Consider the following 23,279-nt stretch of genomic DNA (forward strand, 5'->3'; position numbering starts at 1 on the left):
TCCTTAAGGTGAACTTGTCACACAGCTTCCATACTAGTTGTATAGCAACTTAAGCATTATAAGCGGATTGAAATCAAAGGCATAACAATCTGTGTGACACCTGAACCTCCGTCCCCTTACCGTCCGTCTTGTGGAGAGTAAAATGAGTCAGGACATCAATAACACCATTGCGACAAGCAAAACCCGTCGCGTCATCAAGAACCTGCGCTGGTACGTGCTGGTGCTATTCTTGCTGGGCGTCACCGTTAACTACATCACCCGAAATTCCTTAGGTATTCTCGCTCCGGAACTGAAAGAGAGCCTCGGGATCACCACCGAGCAATACTCCTGGATCGTCGGCGCGTTCCAGATCGCCTATACCATTTTCCAGCCCCTGTGCGGCTGGCTGATTGACGTCATTGGCCTGAAGATTGGCTTTATGGTCTGCGCCGGGATCTGGGCGCTGATGTGTATTTTCCACGCGGGTGCCGGAAGCTGGCTGCACCTGGCCATACTGCGCTTCTTTATGGGGGCTTCAGAGGCCGCTGCCACCCCGGCGAACGCCAAAACCATCGGCGAATGGTTCCCGAAATCAGAGCGTCCCGTTGCTGCTGGCTGGGCAGGCGTGGGCTTCTCCATCGGCGCGATGCTGGCTCCGCCTATCATCTACTTTGCTCACGCCTCGTTCGGCTGGCAGGGGGCGTTTATGTTTACCGGCGTGCTGGCGCTGCTGTGGGTGATCCTCTGGTGGGCGTTCTACCACAACCCCGAGCAGCACCCGAACCTGAGCAAGGACGAGCTGGCGTTTATCAAGCAGGATAACGAACCAGCGCCGGTCAAATTGCCCTTCCTGACCGCGCTGAAAACCGTTTCAAAAAACAAACGTTTCTACGGTATCGCCATTCCGGCCTTTATGGCAGAACCCGCCTGGGCGGTGCTGAGCTTCTGGGTGCCGCTGTACCTCGCCAAAGAGCACGGCATGGATTTGAAACAGATCGCGATGTTCGCCTGGCTGCCGTTCCTCGCCGCCGACCTCGGCAGCGTGGCGAGCGGCTACCTGACGCGTCTGTATACCCGCCTGTTCGGCTGCTCCCGCGTGAACTCGGTGGTGGCCAGCTCCGTCACAGGCGCGTTTCTGATGATTTCACTGGCGGTCGTCGCCGTAACCCGCGACCCGTATATCACCATCGTGCTGATCTCCATCGGCGGCTTCGGGCACCAGATTATCTCCTGCATGCTGAGCGCGCTGGTGGTGGAGTCCTTCGATAAGGGCCAAATGGCGACCGTCAACGGCATGCGCGGCTCGGCGGCGTGGATCGCCAGCTTCCTGTTCTCGCTGTTAATCGGGGTGACCGCCGACAAAATCGGCTTCAACCCGCTCTTTATCGCCATGGGGTTCTTTGACCTGATTGGCGCTCTCTTCCTGGTAGCATTTATTGCTGAACGTCGCGCCAAGCGCGCCTGATTGTGGATGTATTGCATATGAAAACCCTGAAAAACTGGACCCTGGATACGCAGTCGGCAAACCATCTGGAACTGCTGGTCGATAGCCAGCACCGCCTGTGCCTGTATGTGCTGGAAGAGAACCTGTTCCGCGTGCTGATCAAGCGCAAGGGCGAGCTGGCGCTGGACCGCACCTGGAGCATCGCACCGGAAAAAGACGTGCCGTGGGAAGGTCGCCGTCGTGACGATATCAGCGGCTTCTCCTGCCCCGCCTGGACGCTGACGCAGCAGGACGATACGTTAACCGTGGCAACCGAGCAGCTGCGCGTCACCGTCCACCAGCCGCTGTGGCTGGAGTGGCACTACCGCAATGACGCGGGCGAGTGGCAGCCGCTGGTCAATGACCGCCCGACCAGCGCCTACCTGCTGAACGCCCACGGTGACGGCGTGGCGCACTATCTCAGCCGCCGTAAGGATGAACGTTTTTACGGTCTGGGTGAGAAAGCGGGCGATTTACAGCGCAACGGCAAACGCTACGAGATGCGTAACCTGGACGCGATGGGCTATAACGCGGCCAGCACCGATCCGCTGTACAAGCACATCCCGTTCACCCTCACCCGTCGCGACGACGTGAGCTACGGTCTGTTCTACGATAACCTGAGCAGCTGCTGGCTGGATCTGGGTAACGAGATCGACAACTATCACACCGCCTACCGCCGCTGGCAGGCGGAAGCGGGCGATATCGATTACTACATCTTTACCGGCAAGCGCGTGCTGGACGTCACTAAAGCCTTTGTTCGCCTGACCGGAAAAACGCTGTTCGGACCGAAATGGAGCCTGGGCTACAGCGGCTCAACCATGCACTACACCGACGCGCCGGACGCGCAGAATCAGCTGATGAACTTTATTCGCCTGTGCGAAGAGCATGCCATTCCGTGCGACTCGTTCCAGCTCTCCTCCGGCTATACCTCGATTAACGGCAAGCGCTACGTCTTTAACTGGAACTACGACAAAGTGCCGCAGCCGAAGGTGATGAGCCAGGCGTTCCACGACGCGGGGCTGCGGCTTGCGGCCAACATCAAGCCTTGTCTGTTGCAGGATCATCCCCGCTACAGCGAAGTGGCGGAACGCGGCCTGTTCATTCGCGATTCAGAAACCGATGCGCCTGAACGTTCCAGCTTCTGGGATGACGAAGGATCGCACCTCGACTTCACCAACCCGCAGACGGTGCAGTGGTGGCAGAACGGCGTGACCACGCAGCTGCTGGAGATGGGCATCGACTCCACCTGGAACGACAACAACGAGTATGAAGTGTGGGACGGGGAAGCGCGCTGCTATGGCTTCGGCAAGGAGATAGCCATCAAGCATATTCGCCCGGTGATGCCGCTGCTGCTGATGCGCGCCTCGCTGGAAGCGCAGCAGCGCTTTGCGCCGGAAAAGCGTCCGTATCTGATCTCCCGCTCCGGCTGCGCCGGGATGCAGCGCTACGTCCAGACCTGGAGCGGCGACAACCGCACCAACTGGGACACCCTGCGCTATAACATCCGCATGGGGCTGGGCATGAGCCTGTCCGGGCTGTTCAACGTCGGGCACGACGTCGGCGGTTTCTCCGGCGACAAGCCGGACGCCGAGCTGTTCGTGCGCTGGGTGCAGAACGGCGTGATGCACCCGCGCTTTACCATTCACTCGTGGAACGATGACCACACGGTGAACGAGCCGTGGATGTATCCGGGCGTCACGCCTGCCATCCGCGGCGCGATTGAGCTGCGCTACCGCCTGCTGCCGTATCTTTACACCCTGCTCTGGCAGGCGCACGCCGACGACGAACCGATGCTGCGCCCGACCTTCCTCGACCACGAGCACGATGCGCAAACCTTCAAAGAGTGCGACGACTTCCTGCTGGGCCGCGACCTGCTGGTCGCCAGCGTCGTCGAAGCCGGGCAGCGCGAGCGCCGCGTCTGGCTGCCGGATAACGAAACCGGCTGGTACGATTTTTACACCCACGCGTGGTATGCGGGCGGGCAAGCGATCGTCCTTGATGCGCCGCTGGAAAAACTGCCGCTGCTGGTGCGCGCCGGGGCCGGTCTGCCGCTCAGCGAGCGCATCCGTCACGTGAGCGCCGATAAAGACGATACCCGTGAGCTGAAGCTGTTCCCGGTGAAAGGCGTCGGCACAACCTCGGGGCTGCTGTTTGAAGACGACGGTGAAAGCTGGGGCTACCTGAACGGCAATGCGCTGTGGGTGGAATGGGAAATGGTGTGTGATGGCGCAAGTATCAACCTGAAGGTGAACGCTCGCGGCGACTATCGTCCGGCATGGAAGGCGCTGAAGGTATCATTACCGGCGGAGGAAAAACGTACGCTGCGGGTGAATGGAGTTGAAGGGGGCGAGTGGGTGGTGTAGTGCGGCCTGTAGCCCTCACCCTAACCCTCTCCCACAGGGAGAGGGGATAAAATGTAGGCCGGGTAAGGCGAAGCCGCCACCCGGCTATTTTTTAACTCTCGATACCTTTACTGCGCAGGTAATCTTCGTAGTTACCGGTGAAGTCCACCACGCGCTCTGGCGTAATTTCGATCACGCGGGTCGCCAGCGAGCTGACGAACTCACGGTCGTGAGAGACGAAGATCAGGGTGCCCTGATACATCTCCAGCGCCATGTTCAGGGATTCGATCGATTCCATATCCAGGTGGTTAGTCGGTTCGTCCATCACCAGAATATTCGGTTTTTCCATCATCAGCTTGCCGAACAACATACGGCCCTTTTCACCACCGGAGAGCACTTTGGCGGGCTTTTTGATGTCGTCCTGGCTGAACAGCAGACGCCCCAGAATGCTGCGTACCGCCTGCTCATCGTCGCCTTCCTGCTTCCACTGGCTCATCCAGTCGAAGACAGTCAGATCGTTTTCGAATTCATATTCATGGTCCTGCGCGTAGTAACCAATCTGCGCGTTTTCAGACCATTTCACGGTTCCGTTGTCCGGTTGCAGTTCACCCACCAGGGTTTTCAGCATAGTGGATTTACCCACGCCGTTGGCGCCGAGGATGGCAATCTTCTCGCCCACTTCCAGCAGCAGGTTGAAGTTTTTGAACAGCGGGCCTTCATCGAAGCCTTTGGTGAGAGCTTCCACTTCCAGCGCGTTACGGAACAGCTTCTTGTCCTGCTCGAAGCGGATGAACGGGTTCTGACGGCTGGAGGCTTTAACCTCTTCCAGCTTGATTTTGTCGATCTGACGCGCACGCGAGGTCGCCTGACGCGACTTAGAGGCGTTGGCGCTGAAGCGGCTGACGAAGGATTGCAGGTCCGCAATCTGCGCTTTCTTCTTGGCGTTGTCGGCCAGCAGACGTTCACGTGCCTGGGTTGCCGCAGTCATGTACTCATCGTAGTTGCCCGGATAAACGCGCAGCTCGCCGTAGTCCAGATCCGCCATGTGGGTACACACCATGTTCAGGAAATGACGGTCGTGCGAAATGATGATCATGGTGCTGTCGCGATCGTTCAGCGTCTGCTCCAGCCAGCGGATGGTGTCGATGTCCAGGTTGTTCGTTGGTTCGTCGAGCAGCAGGATGTCCGGGTTAGAGAACAGCGCCTGCGCCAGCAGCACACGTAGCTTCCAGCCTGGCGCAACTTCGCTCATCGGACCATAATGCTGTTCAACAGGAATGCCGACGCCCAGCAGCAGTTCGCCCGCACGCGCTTCCGCAGAGTAGCCGTCCATTTCGCCGTATTGCGTTTCCAGGTCGGCCACTTTGTAACCGTCTTCTTCGCTCATCTCAGCGAGACCGTATATACGATCGCGCTCCTGCTTCACTTCCCACAGCTCCGCATGCCCCATGATCACGGTGTCGAGCACGGTGAACTCTTCGAAGGCGAACTGATCCTGACGCAGCTTACCGATGCGCTCGTTAGGGTCGAGCGACACGTTACCGAGCGTTGGCTCCAGGTCACCGCCGAGGATCTTCATAAAGGTGGATTTTCCGCTACCGTTGGCACCAATCAGGCCGTAACGGTTGCCGCCGCCAAATTTGACGGAAATATTTTCGAACAGCGGCTTACTGCCAAACTGCATAGTGACGTTGCTGGTAACTAACACGGAGAGATTCCTGCGAAAAGTGTGATAAACGCGGCATTATGCCACAATTCCGAATTGAGATCCCGTGTTGCAGTAATCCACTAAACTTTAACAAAATCGAAAAAAATGTGATTTCGTACACATCTGAATTCCCAGTTAACGGGAATGCACATATAATGCGCTCCCATTACTGATTCAGACTTATCAACTCATCGCCAGAATGGCTTAGATACCTCGCATAACATGAACATGAAATTAACAACGCTTTTTGCGGCGGCGTTAGCCGTAGTAGGTTTTTGTAAGACCGCGTCTGCGGTGACGTATCCCCTGCCGACAGACGGAAGCCGTCTGGTGGGTGAAAACCAGGTGGTGACGGTGCCGGAAGGTAACACTCAGCCGCTGGAATACTTCGCGGCGCAGTATCAGCTCGGCCTGTCTAACATGCTGGAAGCGAACCCGGGCGTTGACCCGTATCTGCCGAAAGCGGGTACCGTACTCAACATTCCACAGCAGCTGATCCTGCCGGATACCGTGCACGAAGGTATCGTAATTAACAGCGCCGAAATGCGTCTGTATTACTACCCGAAAGGCACCAACACCGTGATCGTTCTGCCTATCGGTATCGGTCAGCTGGGTAAAGACACCCCGCTGAACTGGACCACCAAAGTGGAGCGTAAGAAAGCGGGCCCAACCTGGACGCCGACCGCCAAAATGCACGCTGAGTACATTGCTGCCGGTGAACCGCTGCCAGCCGTTGTGCCTGCCGGCCCGGATAACCCGATGGGTCTGTACGCGCTGTACATTGGTCGTCTGTATGCCATCCACGGTACAAACGCCAACTTCGGTATCGGCCTGCGCGTAAGCCACGGCTGCGTGCGTCTGCGTAATGAAGACATCAAATTCCTGTTCGATAACGTGCCGGTTGGTACGCGCGTGCAGTTCATTAACGAACCGGTGAAAGCGACGTCAGAGCCGGACGGCAGCCGTTACATTGAAGTGCATAACCCGCTGTCCACCAGCGAAGATCAGATCAACAACAACGAAATCGTACCGATTAAGCTGACCAGCGCGGTGCAATCCGTTACCTCTCAGGCGGATGTTGACACGACCATCGTTGACCAGGCGATTCAGAACCGTTCCGGTATGCCGGTGCGTTTAAACTAATCGTGATAATTAAAAAAGCGGACCTTGAAGTCCGCTTTTTTTTATCCGTTATTCACGATAACGATACCGCCATGGTCATAGCGATAGTGACAATGGGCGTACTCCAGCGGCGTACCATCTTCCAGATAGATCACCTGCTCTACCTCCAGCACCGGGTCGGTTGGCTCGCAGACAAGGTGCTGCATATCCAGCGCACTGGGCTTCAGCGCCCGCACCACCCGATACGATCCCATGATCTTCAGCCCCAGCGTCTCCTGCACATACCGGAATACCGAACTTTCAAGATGGGTTTTGTTCAGACCGGGGACCAGATTGAGCGGCATTACCGTGGCGTCCAGAGACATCGGCTCACCGTTTAGTAAACGCAGACGGATAAAGTCATAGATCGGCGTATCCGGATTTATCATCAGCGATGCCTGCTCTTTCTCGTTCGGGAAGCGCAGTTCGAAGTGCACCACCTGGCTCGTCACCGTGCCTAAATGTTCCCAGGTTTTGGTCGCCCCGAAGTAGTCGCTGCCGGAGAGATCCCACTGGGAAAGCTGGAGGAAATTTTTGCGGATGAACGTGCCCTGCCCCTGTCGGGTATAGACCAGCCCTTCAACGATCAGCTGGCGCATCGCCTGCTGAATGGTCATCCGGCTGGTGCTGAACTCCGCCGCCAGCGCGAACTGGTCCGGCAGCGGTTCATTGGCGGCGTACTGCTGGGTAATAATGCGTTTCTTAATTTCCCGCGCTATGGTGATGTACTTCGCCGCCATCTTCCTTCCTTTCAGTTAGTTTTCTATCCCGCTGTTTTTCAAGGCCACTCGCTCGGCCACCTTTAGGAAAGGCAGGTAGAAGAATACACCAAATACGATGATTGCCAACTGCACCACCACCGCCCGCCAGTCCCCCGCCGTCGCCAGCCAGGCGCTAAGGATCGGCGGGGTCGTCCACGGGATCATCACCACGCAGCGCGACATGAACCCCAGCGTGGTACAGAGCCACGCAAAGTAAATCCCGATAGCAGGCAGCAGCACAAACGGGATCATCAGCGGTAGGTTAAAGACTATCGGCAGGCCGAAAATCACCGGCTCGTTGATGTTAAACAGACCCGGCGCCAGCGACAGACGCGCCACCTGCTTCGCTGATTTCTGTCTTGAGAAGATGAAGATAGCGATCAGCAATGAGATTGTGCTGCCCGTCCCGCCCACCATGCCAAAGGTCGGCACAAAGATGTTGTTGATGATGTGCGGGATCGGCTGGCCGTTGGCGAAGGCCAGCATATTCTCATTGGTATTGATCAGCAGGAACGGCTCCAGCACCACGCTGTTGACCACCGACTGATGAATACCGAGCGTGAACAGGAAGTTACCGAAGCTGTAGATGAAAATCGTCCCGGGCAGACTGGTGTTGATCAACCGCAGCGGCTGCTGAATAAATGTCGTAATGAGATGGATCAGATCCGTGTGCAGCACGTTCGCCAGTATGGCCGCCAGCACCGCAAACAGGGAGAGCGTGAGGATCGTCGGGATCAGCGCGGTAAAGGATTTGCTCACCGCTGGCGGTACGTTCTCCCCGAGCGAAATGTGCAGCGCCTTCAGCCGTGAAATGGCGATAAACAGCTCGGTTGAGAGCAGCCCAATCAGCACCCCGGCGAAAATCCCGGTGGAGCCAATATTGGCGAACGTCAGAACCTGGGTGACGTTCACCGTGGCGTCGCTGCCGACGGGGGTAATCTGTAAGCGCATCGGCATCATGATAATGAAACTGCTGACGGCGATAACCACTGCCGAGACCGGATTGTCGAAATCTTTGTTGCGCGCCAGCGACCAGGCGATCATCGGGGCCAGCAGCAGCGCGGCGATGTTCAGCGTGCCGTTGATAATCGCCTCGCCCCACACCTTAAACTGCGTAAGCGTGTCGCCCGCAAAAATCCACGGGAACACCACGTTATTCACCAGCACCGCCAGACCGGCAAGGATGAAAATCGGCATTACCGTGGCGAAGGCATCGCGAAGGGAGCGAAGATGCACCTGGTTTGCCAGGCGCGCCGAGAACTCTACAAATTTATCGACAAAAGACTGCATGTGCGGTGTTATTTTTGTTTCAGACATAGCGGAGTGTTCCCATTAATCAGTCACAAAAACGGCCCGGCAGCGTACGGCTTACATCTCGCGTCCGTTAGTATGGATAACCTGTTTTAACCACGCGTAGCTCTTCTTCGGCACGCGCTTCAGGTCTTTCAGGTCGTGATTTTCACGGTTGACGTAGACCACGCCGTAGCGCTTGCGCATGTCACCCTGCGAGCTGAGAATGTCAATCAACCCCCAGCCGAGATAGCCCATCACCTCTGCCCCATCCTCGAATATTGCCGCTTTCATCGCCTCGATGTGCGCCCGGTGGTAGTCGATGCGGTAGGTGTCCTCAACCGGATCCACGCCATCCCAGGACTCAATCACCCCAATACCGTTCTCAATCGGGAATACCGGCATCCGCCAGTCGTTGGCGTAGCGGGTGATGATGGTGCGAAAGCCCAGCGGATCGATCTGCCAGTTCCACTCGGTGGCCTTCAGGTACGGATTGTTTTTCTCGCCGTGCAGCAGGTAATAGTTAACCGGCGTGCCTTCCGGGATGGCATCGCTGTCCAGCGTTTTGCTGGCGTAGTAGCTGAAGGCCATAAAGTCGTTCTTCGTGCGCGCAAACAGCGCGAGATCGTCTGCGCGGTAGATATCGCCGAAGCCCTCCTGCTCCACGACCGCCATTACCGCCGGGCTGTAGCCCTGGCCCGCGAAGACGCGCAGCAGGTTCTGGTTGAGGAATTCGTCGTACTGCTGGGCGCAGAAGATATCGCGCGGTTTGCAGGTGGCCGGATAAATCAGCTGGTGCGCCAGCATGCCGCCCATCAGCTTGCCCGGCTTAGTCTGGTGCAGGTATTCGGTCAGAGTCATGTGCGCCACCATCGCATGGTGCTGAAGCTCATACAGCTCGCGCAGGGTTTGCTCACCTTTCATGTAACCGGAAATGCGAAAAGCTTCCGGCATATGGAAAATGTTCTGCTCGTTGAAGGTCAGCCAGTACTTCACCCGGTCAGCGAAGCAGTCGATCATCTTTTTGCCGTAGCGGATAAAGGCGTCCACCACGCGGCGATCGTTGAAGCCGTTGTACTCCTGCGCCAGCGCCAGCGGCATATCGAAGTGGTAGAGACAGACCATCGGCTCGATACCGCGGGCGAGCAAATCGTCAATAAAGCGGTCGTAAAAGGCGATGCCCTCGTCGTTGAACTCGCCGTCACCCTGCGGGCAGATGCGGCTCCAGGAGATCTGGAAGCGGTAGCAGTTCATGCCCAGATCCTGCATCAGGTCGAAATCTTCCCGGTAGCGGTGGTAGGAGTCGGTCGCCACTTTCCAGTCAGAGATGTTTTCACCGGCTTCCCGAATGTCATACACCGACATCCCCTTCCCGCCCTCATTCCAGGCCCCTTCCGTCTGCATGCTGGATACCGAGTTGCCCCATAAAAAGTTGGCTGGCAGTGATTTGTTCATGGTTGCTCCCTTTATGCCTAGTCATTTAAATTTCATGACTAGTCATATAGGCGAAAATGAAATGTCGATCAAAGGTGTGGATCGTTTTTTGTGAGGTTGATGGAAATAAAAAGCCCCGGCAGTTGCCGAGGCTAAGTTCCTGTTTAACGTTTAAAGCCCGCTTTCGGCTGCAACTTTTGCCTGGGCAATTGCTCCGGCATTGAATATGGGATGCTCATAGTTGTCGGTGACATCACGAACCCTGTATATCTTCCATGCGCCAGCCTCACGACGAACGAATACCTGCAACTCTACTTTTCCGCCGTTTTCTCTCCCGATCCAGACTGGCATAACCTCACCTCCCATAAACGATTTGGCTGGCCCGACATTTAACGCCGACACCCAGGCGGGATCATAGTCCTGCGCATAAGCGAAGTAATCAGATCCAAGCAGGTCTTGTTCGGGTATCGACTCTATATCATCCAGTCTCTTAATCGTGTCAGCAGAGACATATACGCGCAGATCAGACGGCGAATATTCATTGTCGCTACTTGTAAGTGACATCAGATACGTGGCGTAAAAAGAATGTACTCGCGTCGGCGCGCTCTGTTCCGGCTTAACTGAGCAAGCTGAGAGCAAGCATACGCCTAACACTATTGCGGCTCGCATCAATTCATCCTGTATATTTTGAAAGTCGGTTGAGCTGCGCGATACCCTGGACCAGGGTACATGCTGCGCTGTCGGAAATCGGAGATCCATTGTGTCCCATCATACATTGTCATATGCCCACTGGAGTTTCCTCCCGGATAAGGTTGGATCACTGCGACATCACCGCTCAATAATGTTGAACCCGGCGGGACTTCACGAAATCCCGCCCGCAATAATGATGGCCCATAATCTTTTGCGTTTAGCGTTCTCTCCAGACGAATGCCGCCTGCCGCTATAGCCTCTCTGGTAAAAGTCGCACATTCGTTATGCGAACGACCAAGAGCGTGTGACCGGAGGTGTGAAATAGCAACATCTTTATTCCAACTCATTCTTAGTTCCCTTAAGTAAGTAAGTAAGTAAGTAAGAACGGAATTATTGTGCCAGTCATTAACCTGATGTTGGCTAAATAATGCTTAAATTTGTCCGGTCAAAATATTTATTTCGCGCCCAATAAAAAGGCCGGATTCGCTGCGCGGATCCGGCCAGAGTCATCGCTGTTAACAGATTATCCGCGCGGGGCGTCGCCAAAGACGCTGTAGTCTGGCAGCCGCACCTGTTGATACGGCTCCCAACCGCCGCCGAGGGCTTTGTAGAGCGCCACCAGATCAAGCGCGCTCTGCACCTGCGCCTGCGCCCGCTGCTGTTCGGCCTGAGCGAGCTGACGCTGGGCGTCCAGCACGTCAATAAAGCTGGCGATCCCCTGCCGGTAGCTGTCGCTGGCGAGATCAAAGGCGTTTTGCAGCGCGTCGATGGTTTTCGCCAGGCCCGCTTCACGCTGCTGGTCGGTGCGATAGCTCACCAGCGCGTTTTCAACGTCGCCGAGCGCCGTCAGCACCGTCTGACGATAGTCCAGCACCGCCGCCCCCTGCTGCGCGCGCGCCACCTTAACGCTGGAGACCAGCCGACCGCCCTGGAAAATCGGTATGGAAACCTGCGGGCCAAAGCTGTAGAAGTGGCTGCTCCAGTCGGTTAGCCAGTTGGATTCGCTGTTGCGCAAGCCAAACTGCCCGGAGAGGGTAAAGCTCGGGAACAGCTCTGCCACCGAGACGCCAATCTGCGCCGTGGCGGCATGGAGATTCGCCTCCGCTTCGCGCACGTCCGGGCGACGGCGCGCCAGGGTGGACGGAATACCGGTCTGCACAATATCCGGCAGGGCAGGCATCGACTGCACGGATTGCAGTTCGGCATCCAGCGCCCCCGGCGGTTTGCCAAGGAGGATCGCCAGCCCGTTCATCGCCTGGCGTTCCTGCGCCTGATACTGCGGCAGCTGCGCTTCAAGGTTGCCCAGCTGCGCCCGGGCGTTCTCCACGTCCATCTGCGGCGACAGCCCGCCCCGCTGGCGGCTTTCGGTCAGATCCAGCGTCTGCTGTGCGCTTTCAATTTGCGTATTAAGCGTGGCAATGATGCTCTGCGCCCCACGCAGCTGTAGCCACGCCCGCGCCACTTCGGCTTCCAGCGAGACCAGCACATCGTTACGCTGCTCGATCGCTGCCCGCTGCTGCGCCTCGGCCGCTTCTACCTGACGGCGCACCTTGCCCCACAGGTCGATTTCCCACTGGGCGTCGAAGCTGCCCTGATAGAGGTTAATCGGCTGCGTCAGCGGGCCTAACGCGCCCCGCAGTTCAGGATCGACATTATTCAACTGGTCGTACACACCGTGGGATTTTAGCTCCCCTTCCAGCCCAAGCTGCTGGCGCGTCGCCTGCACATTGCCATTCACCGACGGGAAAAACGCCCCGCCGGCCTGGTTAATCTGTTCGCGCGCCCCGGCAATGCGTAATACGGTTTGCTGTAGCGTCAGATTTCCGGCGATGGCGCGTTCAATCAGGCTGTCGAGCTGCGGCGAGCCGAAGGTTTTCCACCAGCGCGGGTTAGTGGCGGCGGAGGAAGTTTGCGATTTCACCGCGCTGTCGCCCTTATCGTTCCAGTGCGTGGTGGCGAGCGGTGCAGGCTGTTGGTAGTCCGGCCCGACGGCGCAACCCACCAGCAGCATCATTATCATCAGGGGGTGTAAACGTCTGTGTATCATCAGTGTGCTCCTGCACTCCCCTCGCTCTTAACCGGCGAGAGCAACAAACAAAACGGAATCAGTAATAAGGCCACCGCGCTCAGAATGGTGAAGACGTCAATGTAGGCCAGAAAGCGCGACTGCTCGATCATCGTCTGGTACATCCGTCCGGTGGCAATGCCGGTCGGATCGCCCACCTGAGTGGTGAAGTTCTGGATCGCCTGGGCGCTTTCGCGAATCGCCAGCTGGAATTGCTCGTTAAACGGCGAAGCGTGGTAAGCCAGATGCGCGCTGTGCGCCTGCGAGCGCTCGGTGATCGCCGCCGTCGAGAGCGAAATCCCAATCGAGCCGGCCACGTTGCGGAACATGGTAAACAGCGCCGCCGCGTCGGCGTTAAGCCGCCTCGGGATCGAGATAAAAGCAATTGTGGTGAGGGGCACAAACAGGAACCCCAGTCCAATCGACTGAGCGCTGCGGAACAGCACCAGCGTTTCGAAATCGATATCCGGCGTCAGCGTGCGGGACCAGAAGAACGACACCGCCAGGCAGGTAAAGCCGAAGGCGATGATCCAGCGCGTCTGCACCACCGGCATTAGCTTCAGCACCAGCGGGATGGTCAGCACAATCAGCACCGCGCCGGGCGAGAGCACCAGCCCGGACCAGGTGGCGGTATAGCCCAAATCCTGCTGCGCCAGCTGAGGAATAACCACCGAACTGCCGTACAGGATCATCGCCATCCCCGCCATCAGCAGGCTGGAGATCGCAAAGTTGCGATCCTTCATGCAATGCAGATCCACCACCGGCTTTCTGGCATACATCAGCCAGTAGATGGCGCCGATAATACCGACCAGCGTCAGTACCGCGAAGGTGCGGATAAAGTTCGAATAGAACCAGTCATCATCTTCGCCCCGGTCGAGCATCACCTGCAAACAGCCAAGACCGAGGGCGATCAGGCCGATCCCAGTCCAGTCGACGGTGAGCTTCTCTTCCGACTTTTTCTCCCACGGCGGATCTTCCAGCAGCTGATAGATGGCCAGCACCGTCACAATCCCTACCGGGATATTGATAAAGAACACCCAGCGCCAGGAGTAGTTATCGGTGATCCAGCCCCCCAGCGTGGGGCCGAGTACCGGCGCGACGATAATGGCAATGGATGAAAGGCCAAAGGCTTTGCCCCTGTCCTCCGGCTTAAAGTAGTCGAGTAGCACCGACTGCTGGGTAGGCTGCAACCCGCCGCCAAAGAACCCCTGCATCACGCGGAACAGGATGATTTGCCATAGCTCGGTGGCGATGCCGCACAGGAACGAGCAGATGGTGAACATCACAATGCAGATCAGGAAGAACTGTTTGCGGCCAAACAGGCGGCTGAGAAAGGCCGAAATCGGCAGCACGATGCCGTTCGCCACCAGGTAGCTGGTGAGCACCCAGGTGGATTCGTCATAGCTGGCCGAGAGCGACCCCGCGACGTGGGGCAGCGCCACGTTGACGATGGTGGTGTCCAGAATTTCCATAAACACCGCCAGGGTGACCACAATCGCCACCGCCCACGGGTTACTGGCGGGCTTCCAGTTATCGTGGCTGTGATCCGTCATTCCACGGTGACCTTCGGTTCAACCGACAGCCCCAGCGGCAGCGGCTTGTTCGGATCCAGCCCTTTGTCAATCACGATTTTCACCGGTACGCGCTGAACGATCTTCACAAAGTTACCGGTGGCGTTTTCCGACGGGAAGGCGGAGAAGCGCGAGCCGCTGCCCTGCTGGATGCTGTCGATATGGCCTTCCAGCTCCATATCCGGCCAGGCATCGACGGACACGGTCACTTTGTCGCCCGGCTTCATGCGCTCAAGCTGCGACTCCTTGAAATTCGCCACCACCCACACGTTCGGGGAAACCAGCGAGAACAGCGCCGTGCCGGCCTGCACCAGCGTACCGGGCTGGACGTTGCGTTTAGTGACGAAACCGTCGAACGGGGCGCGGACTTCGGTATAAGAGAGGTTCAGGTTGGCGGTTTCCAGCTGCGCTCTGGCCTGATCGACCTGGCGTTCGCGGGCTTCGACGTTGGTCTCCTGCTGGCGGATTTGCAGCTGGACCTGCTCCGCCACCTCCAGCTGCGCCTGGGCGCTGGCCAGCCCCGCCTGCGCACTGCGCAGCTGAGCGTTCGCGGCATCGATACTTTGTTGCGTGGTCGCGCGCGGGTCAACGCCGCGCTGACGGCGGTACTCCGCCTGCGCGTTGGCCATATCCGCCTGGGCTTTAAGTACCTGGGCTTTGGCTTCATCACGCTGGGCGGGATATTGCACCTTCGAGAGCGCCAGCTGCGCCTGGGCCTGATGCAACTGCGCAACCGCCAGCCCAAGCTGGGCCTGAGCCTGATCGCGCTGAGCGGTGGTATCACGCGGATCGATCACCACCAGCACATCCCCTTTTTTCACGCGCTGGTTATCCCGTACGCGAAGTTCTGTGACGTAGCCTGCCGTTTTTGGGGCAATGGTCACTACGTCGCCATCGGTGAAGGCGTCGTCGGTGGTCTCTTCGTTACGGGTTAAAAACCACCAGACCAGCGCCACAATCACCATCACGATGACCACGATACCAAGGATAATTAACGGTTTTTTCCCCGGGCGCTTGCGCTCGTTATTGTTTTGATCCTGCTCGTCAGCAGGTGGGTTTTGATCTTCTGCCATAGTTCAGCAACGGTCCTGTCAGTGAGCGGCATCACACTATGCCGTTCACTAAAGCTAGGACGTTGCTATACATTTGCCAGGAAAAACTGACAAATTGCGCACTATATGAGAAGGAATAGTCCGAAACCGACCGCCGCTGACCAGAGCAGCATCGGGATTGACCATAAATGGAAGCGCCACCAGATGCGGCGATCGTTGGCCATCCGCAGGGCGATGAGGTTAGCCAGCGAGCCGGGCAGCAGCCCAAAGCCGCCGACGTTGACCGCCCACGCCAGCAGTACCGTAGGGGGAACATAGTTAAGCAGCAAAATGGTGGACGGCACGTTACTGATCACCTGCGAGAGACCAATCGCCGTCAGCCATAATCCCGGCTGCGACAGACCGCTGACGCTATGGAGAACGTTCTGCAATACCGGGAGCTGGATCAGCAGATGGACGTCAATAAACATCGCCATAAACACCAGCAGCAGCGTCCAGTCAACGCTCACCAGCACCCGCCGGGCGAGGAACAGGAAGCCGCACGCCACCAGCAGCGCGCCAGCCAGCGCCTGGTTTAACTCCAGCGCGATAAGAAAAACGATATACAGCCCCAGGCAGCTCCAGACGAGACGCGGCTGCCACTGGGGGCCGGTTGTACCGCTGTGGTACTGCAACGATTTATTCGGGAAAGCAAACCAGCCCACCGCCAGCAGCGACGCCACGATCGCCAGCGCCAGCGGCGCCATCTGCCCGGTAAATGCGGTAAACGACAGGCCGGAGCGTCCCCACAGCAGAATGTTCTGCGGGTTACCGATCGGCGTGAGCAGCGAGCCCGCATTGACGGCCAGCGCTTCAAAGATAATCAGACGGGTAACCGGTATTTCGCACAGTTTACGCAGCGTGAGCGTAAGCGGCACCACGATAAACAACGCCACGTCATTAGTGAGAAACGTCGACAGCAGCGCCGCCGAAAAGACCATGAACAGGGCCAGCTTGCGCTCGGTGGCGAAGCGGCGCACCATTTTGCGCCCCAGCACGTCAAAATAGCCGCTCAGCTCCACGCCTTTGGTGAGCATCATCAAACCGCTCAGGGTAATAATGGTGCGCCAGTCTATGGCCGCCGGCCAGGTGTGCGGCGTGAAGGGCACAAAGACGCTGAGCCCAACGCCAGTGATAAGTAAAAGATGGAAAAAGCGATCGCGTTTCAGGGCCTGCAAGCCGGGGATGTTCATTCAGCGGAGGGACCGTATTTGAGCGTAAATTCGCGGAACTTCACCAGCGTCTCTTCGCTGACGTGGTGTTCCATACCTTCGGCATCCCGACGGGCAATTTCCGGGCTGACGCCCAGCACCAGTAAAAAATTCTCGACGATCTGATGGCGCTCGCGGCTCTCCTGCGCCAGTTTTTCGCCTTCAGCGGTGAGAAACACCCCGCGCCAGGGGATCATCTCGATCAGCCCGACCGACGCCAGACGTTTTAACATTTTGGCAACGGTTGGCTGCGACACCCCAAGGCGTGCGGCCATATCCACCTGGCGCGCTTCTCCAACCTCACGAATCAGATCAGAGATCAGTTCGACATAATCATCAATCAGCTCCCGGCGATGCGCCTCGCGCACCTGGCGGAAGCCTTCCACATGCTCTTCAACGTTCACCAGTTGCGTCGTTTTTTTTGTTGTTGGCTTACCTGCGCGACGGTTCATTGTGCTTCCTCAATGGGGTTGACGCTTCCAGCGCCCTGTAACGGAGCGCACATTGTAAACCATAGCTCTACAAGCACAAAAAATTAACGAATTAGCCATAGCTATACAATATAGCCTGTGCTATATCTGTATGTAATGCAGTCACCCTTCACGGATCGAAGGGATCATGAATCAGGAGGTCTTATGAACGAATTCAAGAGGTGTATGAACGTGTTTACCCACTCTCCTTTTAAAGTGCGCCTGATGCTGTTGAACATGCTGTGCGATATGTTTAACGCCAAACCCCAGCAGGACGACAACTCTTCCCACTAAGCGGCGTCGCGGTACGCCGCTTCATTTTCCTGTCACACTTTCGCGGTAAGCTGGCCTGTTCCCGATTATTTTTGCGTATTTGCAGCCCCCTTCGCAAAACATCTGTTTAGCAACTGTTGACCTTAATTCACGCTCGCACTATCTTCTTGCAGCCCTGCACAATTTGCGGCTCGCTGAAGCGGACCTCTCATTCCCTTTCCACGCACTGTCCGGCAGGCTTTGACCCTTGACGCCAGGGTGAGCACATGGCGTTTTCGTGATAGTGATCTATGAACGTAACCCTGATTGATACACTTGTTACCCGCAGCCGGGGCTTAAGCCCGTGGACGGGATTCTATTTTTTGCAATCGCTGTTGATTAACTTTGCTCTTGGCTACCCCTTTAGCCTGCTTTATGCCGTCGGGTTCACCTGTATTCTTCACCTTCTCTGGCGAAGCGCACCGCGCATGCAGAAGGTGCTTATCGGGATTTGTTCTCTGGTTGCTGCCGCCTATTTCCCGTTTGGCCAGGCCTATGGCGCGCCAAACTTTAATACCCTGCTGGCGCTCCACTCCACCAATATGGAAGAGTCCACAGAGATCCTGACGATCTTTCCGTGGTACAACTACGTGGTTGGCCTTTTCATTTTTGCCCTCGGCGTGATTGCGGTTCGCCGTAAGCCCGTCGGGAAAAAAGCATGGGGTAAAATTGAAAGCCTGTGCCTGGCCTTTAGCGTGGTGACGTTTTTTGTTGCGCCGGTACAAAATCTGGCCTGGGGCGGCGTGTTTAAGCTTAAAGATACCGGCTATCCGGTGTTTCGCTTCGTCAAAGACGTGGTGGTGAATAACGAGGAAGTGCTCGACGAGCAGGCACGTATGGCCGAGCTTTCCACCATGAAAGACACCTGGAACGTGCTGGCGGTGAAACCAAAGTATCACACCTACGTGGTGGTGATCGGAGAAAGCGCGCGTCGCGATGCGCTCGGCGCGTTTGGCGGTCACTGGGATAACACGCCGTTTGCCAGCGTCGTTAACGGTACGCTGTTTACCGACTACGTGGCGGCCAGCGGCTCGACGCAGAAATCACTCGGTCTGACGCTCAACCGCGTGGTGGATGGAAAACCGCAGTTTCAGGATAATTTTGTCACCCTGGCCAACCGGGCAGGTTTTCAGACATGGTGGTTCTCTAATCAGGGACAGATCGGCGAATATGATACCGCCATCGCCAGCATCGCGAAGCGTGCCGACGAGGTACAGTTCCTGAAAAGCGGTGATTTCGAAGCCGATAAAAACACAAAAGATGAAGCGTTGCTAAAAATGACGGCGCAGGTCTTTGCTACTCAGCGCACCCAGCCGCAGCTGATTGTCCTGCACCTGATGGGGTCACACCCGCAGGCATGCGATCGTACCGGGGGAAAATATGCGGAGTTTGTGCAATCCAAAGAGACGTCCTGCTACCTCTACACCATGACGCAAACCGACGATCTCCTCAGCAAGCTGTACGGGCAGTTGCGCAACAGCGGCGACAGCTTCTCGATGGTCTATTTCTCTGACCATGGTCTGGCGTTTAAGGAGCGCGGTAAAGAGGTGCAGTATCTGGCCCACGATGACAAGTTCCAGCAGAACTTCCAGGTACCGTTTATGGTGCTGTCGAGTGATGACAAAACGCATCGCATTATAAAAGCGCGCCGTTCCGCGAACGATTTCCTGAAATTCTTCTCACAGTGGACGGGGATTAAGGCGAAAGAGATAAAAAATGATTACCCGTTTATCTCCGGGAAGAAGGGCCCGCCAGTTTACATTACCAACTTTAAGTTACAGAAAGTCGACTATAACCATCTTGGGACGGATATTTTCGATATTAAGAGTAAGTAATTTCTGCCGTTTCGTGCGGGCTAATGCCCTCACCCTGGCCCTCTCCCACGGGGAGAGGGTACAAACAAAAAAATCCGCCTCAAAGGGCGGATTTTTTACTGGCTCACCGAAGTGATTAGAAGCGGTAACCTACGCCCGCGATCCAGGTGCCAACGTCAACGTTGCGGATACGGCTCTGCTCATAGGAGAAGTCCAGAGCAACGTTTTCGATTGGGTTGAACTGCATACCTGCGCCATAGGAGAAACCATAGTCGCTGTTGCTTGCAGTACGGTTCAGACCCTGGTTTTCGGTCTGCTGGAATTTACCGTAGCCAACACCTACAACACCGTAGATGCTTGCCCAGTCATTCAGGCGGTAAGCAGGACCCGCGGTGATGCCGTAGTACTGACCTTTATTGTAAGAGCCATTTTCAGTACGATCTTTCTCGGTGTAAGTGAAAGAACCGATCACACCCAGCGGGTTGTTGTCTTGCTCGTAACGGTACTTCAGGTTGAAACCGTTGGTTTTGTTCATCACGCCCTGCATATCGCTCTGAGCGTAACCACCAGTTACAGTAGAAGTTGCCGCTACAGCGGTACCTGCGGAAACAGCCAGAACAGCTGCCAGTGCTGAAAGACATGCAATTTTTTTCATAACCACCTCAAATGTGCTTCAAGTAAGTCCGTAAGTTTTAAATATATCAAAAAAATCTGTGAAACTCTTTGTCATTCACGATGTCTAATGCGACCTTTCCTGTAACAGAACATTTCCAGCACCAGCTATCTTGTTAAAATAACTCCAGATTTTCACCTTCAAACGCTAATAGTGCGCGTCATCGCCAGAAAGTTCATCCAGATTATTCCTAATCTTTCAGGCGATAAAAGCATCAACCTTTCCTCATTTTACGGATTTTCCCTGGATTTTTTTCAACAGTAGCTCAACCGTCGCAGCTTATTTCCATTACACTGCGACTTTTACCTCTTTTGACAAAAATTGACAGGAGAAAGGATGCCAGGTTTACCCCGTAAATCGTCGGTCTGGATGCCGGTGGCAGTCATACTTATCGCGATGATGTCCATACAAAGCGGCGCGTCGCTGGCAAAATCGCTGTTTCCGCTGGTTGGTGCGCCCGGCGTCACGGCGCTGCGTATCGCATTAGGCACCCTGATCCTCGTGGTTATCTTTAAACCCTGGCGGCTACGGTTTAAAAAGGAGCAGCGACTACCACTGCTTTTTTATGGGCTGGCACTGGGAGGGATGAACTACATGTTCTATCTCTCTATTCAGACTATCCCGCTGGGGATCGCGGTCGCGCTTGAATTTACCGGCCCGCTGGCGGTTGCCCTCTTCTCTTCTCGTCGTCCGGTAGATTTTATCTGGGTCATACTGGCCGTGCTGGGGCTATGGTTCCTGCTGCCGCTCGGGCAAAGCGTTTCACAAATCGATTTGACAGGGGCAGCTCTGGCGCTGGGCGCGGGGGCATGCTGGGCGGTGTATATTCTCACTGGCCAGCGTGCGGGCGAAGAGCACGGCCCCGCGACGGTCGCCTTAGGCTCACTAATTGCCGCCGTAATCTTTGTCCCAATCGGAATGGCACAAGCGACAGACTCAATATGGCAGTGGTCAATCCTGCCGGTTGGTCTGGCGGTTGCCATTCTCTCTACGGCCCTGCCCTACTCTCTGGAGATGATCGCCCTGACGCGCCTGCCCACGCGCATTTTTGGTACGCTCATGAGCATGGAGCCCGCGCTGGCCGCCATCTCAGGAATGATTTTCCTCGGTGAAACCCTGACCCTGGTACAAACGCTGGCGCTCTGTTCCATTATCGCGGCGTCAATGGGCTCCACCCTGACCATGCGCCCGGAACCTAAAGTGCAAAAAATCGATCTCAACTAGGCCTTAAATTCTGCATGGCTAACCCGCCATGCAGAATATACGCCTCGTCAGTACTTCAAATAATTTCTTACAAACTATCTTGTATTGCCAAAATATTTCACCTGCCCGGCTTCCCGAAGAATGAATTAAGATTGATCTGTATCAACTTTAATAAACTACTTATTTTTCAATCAGTTGATAATACAATCTTACTTTCACTATTAAACCAATAGGCAGAGCCAAACCGCAGAGAAAAAATCCGGTGCTATACTTAGTCCCGTAATTACCTGGGACACAAACATCAAGAGGATATGAGATTATGAGTACCGCTAAACTGGTGAAAACGAAAGCGTCTAATCTGCTTTATACCCGTAACGATGTATCGGATAGCGATAAAAAAGCGACCATTGAGCTGCTGAATCGCCAGGTGGTCCAGTTCATCGATCTTTCGCTGATCACCAAACAGGCTCACTGGAATATGCGCGGTGCAAACTTTATTGCCGTTCATGAAATGCTGGATGGCTTCCGCACAGCACTGGTGACTCACCTGGATACCATGGCCGAACGTGCCGTACAGCTGGGTGGCGTGGCACTGGGTACCACACAGGTGATCAACAGCAAAACGCCATTGAAAAGCTATCCGCTGGATATCCATACCGTTCAGGATCACCTGAAAGAGCTGGCGGACCGCTACGCGATTGTGGCGAATGATGTTCGTAAAGCGATTGGCGAAGCCAAAGATGAAGATACTGCTGATATCTTCACTGCCGCATCACGCGACCTGGATCAGTTCCTGTGGTTCATTGAGTCCAACATCGAATAATCCCTGCGGATTTTCCGAATAACCCTCGCCCCTGGCGGGGGTTTTGCACATTTATGGTGCGCACTTTTGCCCGCAACGGCCGCAAAAGTGAATAAAATGTAATAATCACCTCACACAACCGTTAACGGAAGATTGTTTTTTCGTCAGATTCTGCGCTAAATATCCCCCTGTCAGAAGACCTTAACGAAGCGCACCAAAACGGTGCTCCATTCTGGTGCAACCTGGCAGGATTGCCACGCTTTTCGTGCAATGCGTGACATCATCCCCTTTGCAAAACAACAGCTTGTAAAACTGGCATGATTTTTTCATTGTGCCTGAGGTTCTCGCAGGGGATCGCCCCGTGGATATAAAAGGAAATGCTATGAAGTCTGTATTAAAAGTTTCACTGGCTGCACTTACCCTGGCGTTTGCGGTGTCCTCGCAGGCTGCCGACAAACTGGTTGTGGCGACGGACACGGCGTTCGTACCGTTTGAATTTAAACAGGGTGATAAATACGTTGGTTTTGACGTGGATCTGTGGGCCGCTGTCGCAAAAGAACTCAAACTGGATTACACCCTGAAGCCAATGGACTTCAGCGGCATTATCCCGGCACTGCAAACCAAAAACGTTGACCTGGCGCTGGCAGGCATCACCATTACCGAAGAGCGTAAAAAGGCCATCGATTTCTCTGACGGCTACTACAAAAGCGGCCTGCTGGTGATGGTGAAAGCGGATAACAACGATGTGAAAAGCGTGAAAGATCTCGACGGTAAAGTGGTCGCCGTGAAGAGCGGCACTGGCTCAGTTGATTACGCGAAAGCCAACATCAAAACCAAAGACCTGCGTCAGTTCCCGAACATCGACAACGCTTACATGGAACTGGGCACCAACCGCGCGGATGCGGTGCTGCACGATACGCCTAACATCCTTTACTTCATCAAAACTGCCGGTAACGGCAAGTTCAAAGCGGTAGGTGATTCTCTGGAAGCTCAGCAGTACGGTATTGCATTCCCGAAAGGCAGCGACGACCTGCGTAATAAAGTGAACGGCGCGCTGAAAACCCTGAAAGAGAACGGCACCTATAACGAAATCTACAAAAAATGGTTCGGTACCGAGCCTAAATAATTTCACCTGACTTCAGGTTTGTAACGCCCGGTGGCGCTTACGCTTACCGGGCCTACGTTTTTCGTTTTTCACCACGGTATACAGGAATACATC

The 23,279-nt window shown here is 55.7% G+C and carries 20 protein-coding genes; 8 read left to right on the forward strand and 12 right to left on the reverse strand.

Annotation, left to right across the window (positions count from 1 at the left end; all coding sequences use genetic code 11):
• Positions 1-142 precede the first annotated feature (142 nt).
• On the forward strand, positions 143-1,444 hold the full coding sequence (locus tag ACOTXD_RS05855) for an MFS transporter (protein ID WP_045343614.1): 1,302 nt from the start codon (positions 143-145) through the stop codon (positions 1,442-1,444).
• A 17-nt stretch (positions 1,445-1,461) separates the two neighbouring features.
• Positions 1,462-3,825 carry a TIM-barrel domain-containing protein gene (locus ACOTXD_RS05860; RefSeq protein ID WP_061856308.1) on the forward strand — a complete coding sequence of 788 codons (2,364 nt, stop codon included), beginning with the start codon at positions 1,462-1,464 and terminating at the stop codon, positions 3,823-3,825.
• 91 nt (positions 3,826-3,916) lie between these two features.
• Here ACOTXD_RS05860 and ACOTXD_RS05865 read toward each other — a convergent pair whose 3' ends face one another.
• Positions 3,917-5,512 carry an ABC-F family ATPase gene (locus tag ACOTXD_RS05865; protein ID WP_003858434.1) on the reverse strand — a complete coding sequence of 532 codons (1,596 nt, stop codon included), beginning with the start codon at positions 5,510-5,512 and terminating at the stop codon, positions 3,917-3,919.
• A gap of 222 nt (positions 5,513-5,734) precedes the next feature.
• On the opposite strand from ACOTXD_RS05865, the gene ldtB reads away from it, so the two are divergent.
• Positions 5,735-6,655: a L,D-transpeptidase gene (gene ldtB, locus ACOTXD_RS05870; protein ID WP_003858435.1), complete on the forward strand. Its 921-nt coding sequence runs from the start codon at positions 5,735-5,737 to the stop codon at positions 6,653-6,655.
• Positions 6,656-6,696: 41 nt separating this feature from the next.
• On the opposite strand, the gene ACOTXD_RS05875 is transcribed toward ldtB, so the two are convergent.
• The 10 genes from ACOTXD_RS05875 to mntR all read right to left on the reverse strand — a co-directional run bounded on the left by ACOTXD_RS05875 (position 6,697) and on the right by mntR (position 17,238).
• The gene (locus ACOTXD_RS05875; protein WP_015571043.1) at positions 6,697-7,413 is read right to left on the reverse strand and encodes a GntR family transcriptional regulator; all 717 of its coding nucleotides are present in this window, start codon (positions 7,411-7,413) and stop codon (positions 6,697-6,699) included.
• A 15-nt stretch (positions 7,414-7,428) separates the two neighbouring features.
• Positions 7,429-8,751, reverse strand: a complete 1,323-nt coding sequence (locus tag ACOTXD_RS05880) for a PTS sugar transporter subunit IIC (RefSeq protein ID WP_023324365.1) — start codon at positions 8,749-8,751, stop codon at positions 7,429-7,431.
• Positions 8,752-8,802: 51 nt separating this feature from the next.
• Positions 8,803-10,179, reverse strand: a complete 1,377-nt coding sequence (locus ACOTXD_RS05885; RefSeq protein ID WP_022650662.1) for a glycoside hydrolase family 1 protein — start codon at positions 10,177-10,179, stop codon at positions 8,803-8,805.
• A 150-nt stretch (positions 10,180-10,329) separates the two neighbouring features.
• Complete coding sequence (locus tag ACOTXD_RS05890; RefSeq protein ID WP_306768321.1) at positions 10,330-10,917, reverse strand: YbjP/YqhG family protein; 588 nt, start codon at positions 10,915-10,917, stop codon at positions 10,330-10,332.
• Positions 10,827-11,195: an NlpC/P60 family protein gene (locus ACOTXD_RS05895; protein ID WP_071787975.1), complete on the reverse strand. Its 369-nt coding sequence runs from the start codon at positions 11,193-11,195 to the stop codon at positions 10,827-10,829. Before ACOTXD_RS05895 ends, ACOTXD_RS05890 begins: the two co-directional genes overlap by 91 nt.
• Before the next feature lie 176 nt (positions 11,196-11,371).
• Positions 11,372-12,895, reverse strand: a complete 1,524-nt coding sequence (locus ACOTXD_RS05900) for an efflux transporter outer membrane subunit (protein WP_061856307.1) — start codon at positions 12,893-12,895, stop codon at positions 11,372-11,374.
• Complete coding sequence (locus ACOTXD_RS05905) at positions 12,895-14,466, reverse strand: DHA2 family efflux MFS transporter permease subunit (protein WP_015571056.1); 1,572 nt, start codon at positions 14,464-14,466, stop codon at positions 12,895-12,897. Before ACOTXD_RS05905 ends, ACOTXD_RS05900 begins: the two co-directional genes overlap by 1 nt.
• Positions 14,463-15,557, reverse strand: a complete 1,095-nt coding sequence (locus tag ACOTXD_RS05910; protein ID WP_015571057.1) for an HlyD family secretion protein — start codon at positions 15,555-15,557, stop codon at positions 14,463-14,465. The genes ACOTXD_RS05905 and ACOTXD_RS05910 overlap by 4 nt, the downstream gene beginning before the upstream one ends.
• Positions 15,558-15,658: 101 nt before the next feature.
• Complete coding sequence (locus tag ACOTXD_RS05915) at positions 15,659-16,768, reverse strand: anion transporter (protein ID WP_017384914.1); 1,110 nt, start codon at positions 16,766-16,768, stop codon at positions 15,659-15,661.
• Positions 16,765-17,238, reverse strand: coding sequence for a manganese-binding transcriptional regulator MntR (mntR, locus tag ACOTXD_RS05920; protein ID WP_022650657.1), 474 nt, complete (start codon positions 17,236-17,238; stop codon positions 16,765-16,767). The genes ACOTXD_RS05915 and mntR overlap by 4 nt, the downstream gene beginning before the upstream one ends.
• A gap of 183 nt (positions 17,239-17,421) precedes the next feature.
• Between mntR and mntS the strand changes: the two genes are divergently transcribed.
• On the forward strand, positions 17,422-17,550 hold the full coding sequence (gene mntS, locus ACOTXD_RS05925) for a manganase accumulation protein MntS (RefSeq protein WP_017384915.1): 129 nt from the start codon (positions 17,422-17,424) through the stop codon (positions 17,548-17,550).
• Between the two features lie 269 nt (positions 17,551-17,819).
• Entirely contained in the window at positions 17,820-19,403 is a 1,584-nt protein-coding gene (locus ACOTXD_RS05930) for a phosphoethanolamine transferase (RefSeq protein WP_061856306.1), read from the forward strand.
• Positions 19,404-19,518: 115 nt separating this feature from the next.
• Here the strand turns inward: ACOTXD_RS05930 and ompX are convergent, their stop codons facing one another.
• Complete coding sequence (gene ompX / locus ACOTXD_RS05935; protein ID WP_003858450.1) at positions 19,519-20,037, reverse strand: outer membrane protein OmpX; 519 nt, start codon at positions 20,035-20,037, stop codon at positions 19,519-19,521.
• A 354-nt stretch (positions 20,038-20,391) separates the two neighbouring features.
• On the opposite strand from ompX, the gene rhtA reads away from it, so the two are divergent.
• From rhtA to glnH, 3 genes are all read left to right on the forward strand, one after another.
• Positions 20,392-21,279 carry a threonine/homoserine exporter RhtA gene (gene rhtA / locus ACOTXD_RS05940; protein ID WP_022650655.1) on the forward strand — a complete coding sequence of 296 codons (888 nt, stop codon included), beginning with the start codon at positions 20,392-20,394 and terminating at the stop codon, positions 21,277-21,279.
• Positions 21,280-21,577: 298 nt separating this feature from the next.
• A complete protein-coding gene (gene dps / locus ACOTXD_RS05945; RefSeq protein WP_000100801.1) occupies positions 21,578-22,081 on the forward strand; it encodes a DNA starvation/stationary phase protection protein Dps in 504 nt (167 codons plus the stop codon).
• Between the two features lie 361 nt (positions 22,082-22,442).
• On the forward strand, positions 22,443-23,186 hold the full coding sequence (glnH, locus tag ACOTXD_RS05950) for a glutamine ABC transporter substrate-binding protein GlnH (RefSeq protein ID WP_003858455.1): 744 nt from the start codon (positions 22,443-22,445) through the stop codon (positions 23,184-23,186).
• Positions 23,187-23,279 lie beyond the last annotated feature (93 nt).

The sequence above is a fragment of the Enterobacter cloacae complex sp. CDL013 genome, from assembly GCF_049238805.1.
In the GTDB taxonomy this organism is placed as follows: Bacteria; Pseudomonadota; Gammaproteobacteria; order Enterobacterales; family Enterobacteriaceae; genus Enterobacter; species Enterobacter hormaechei_C.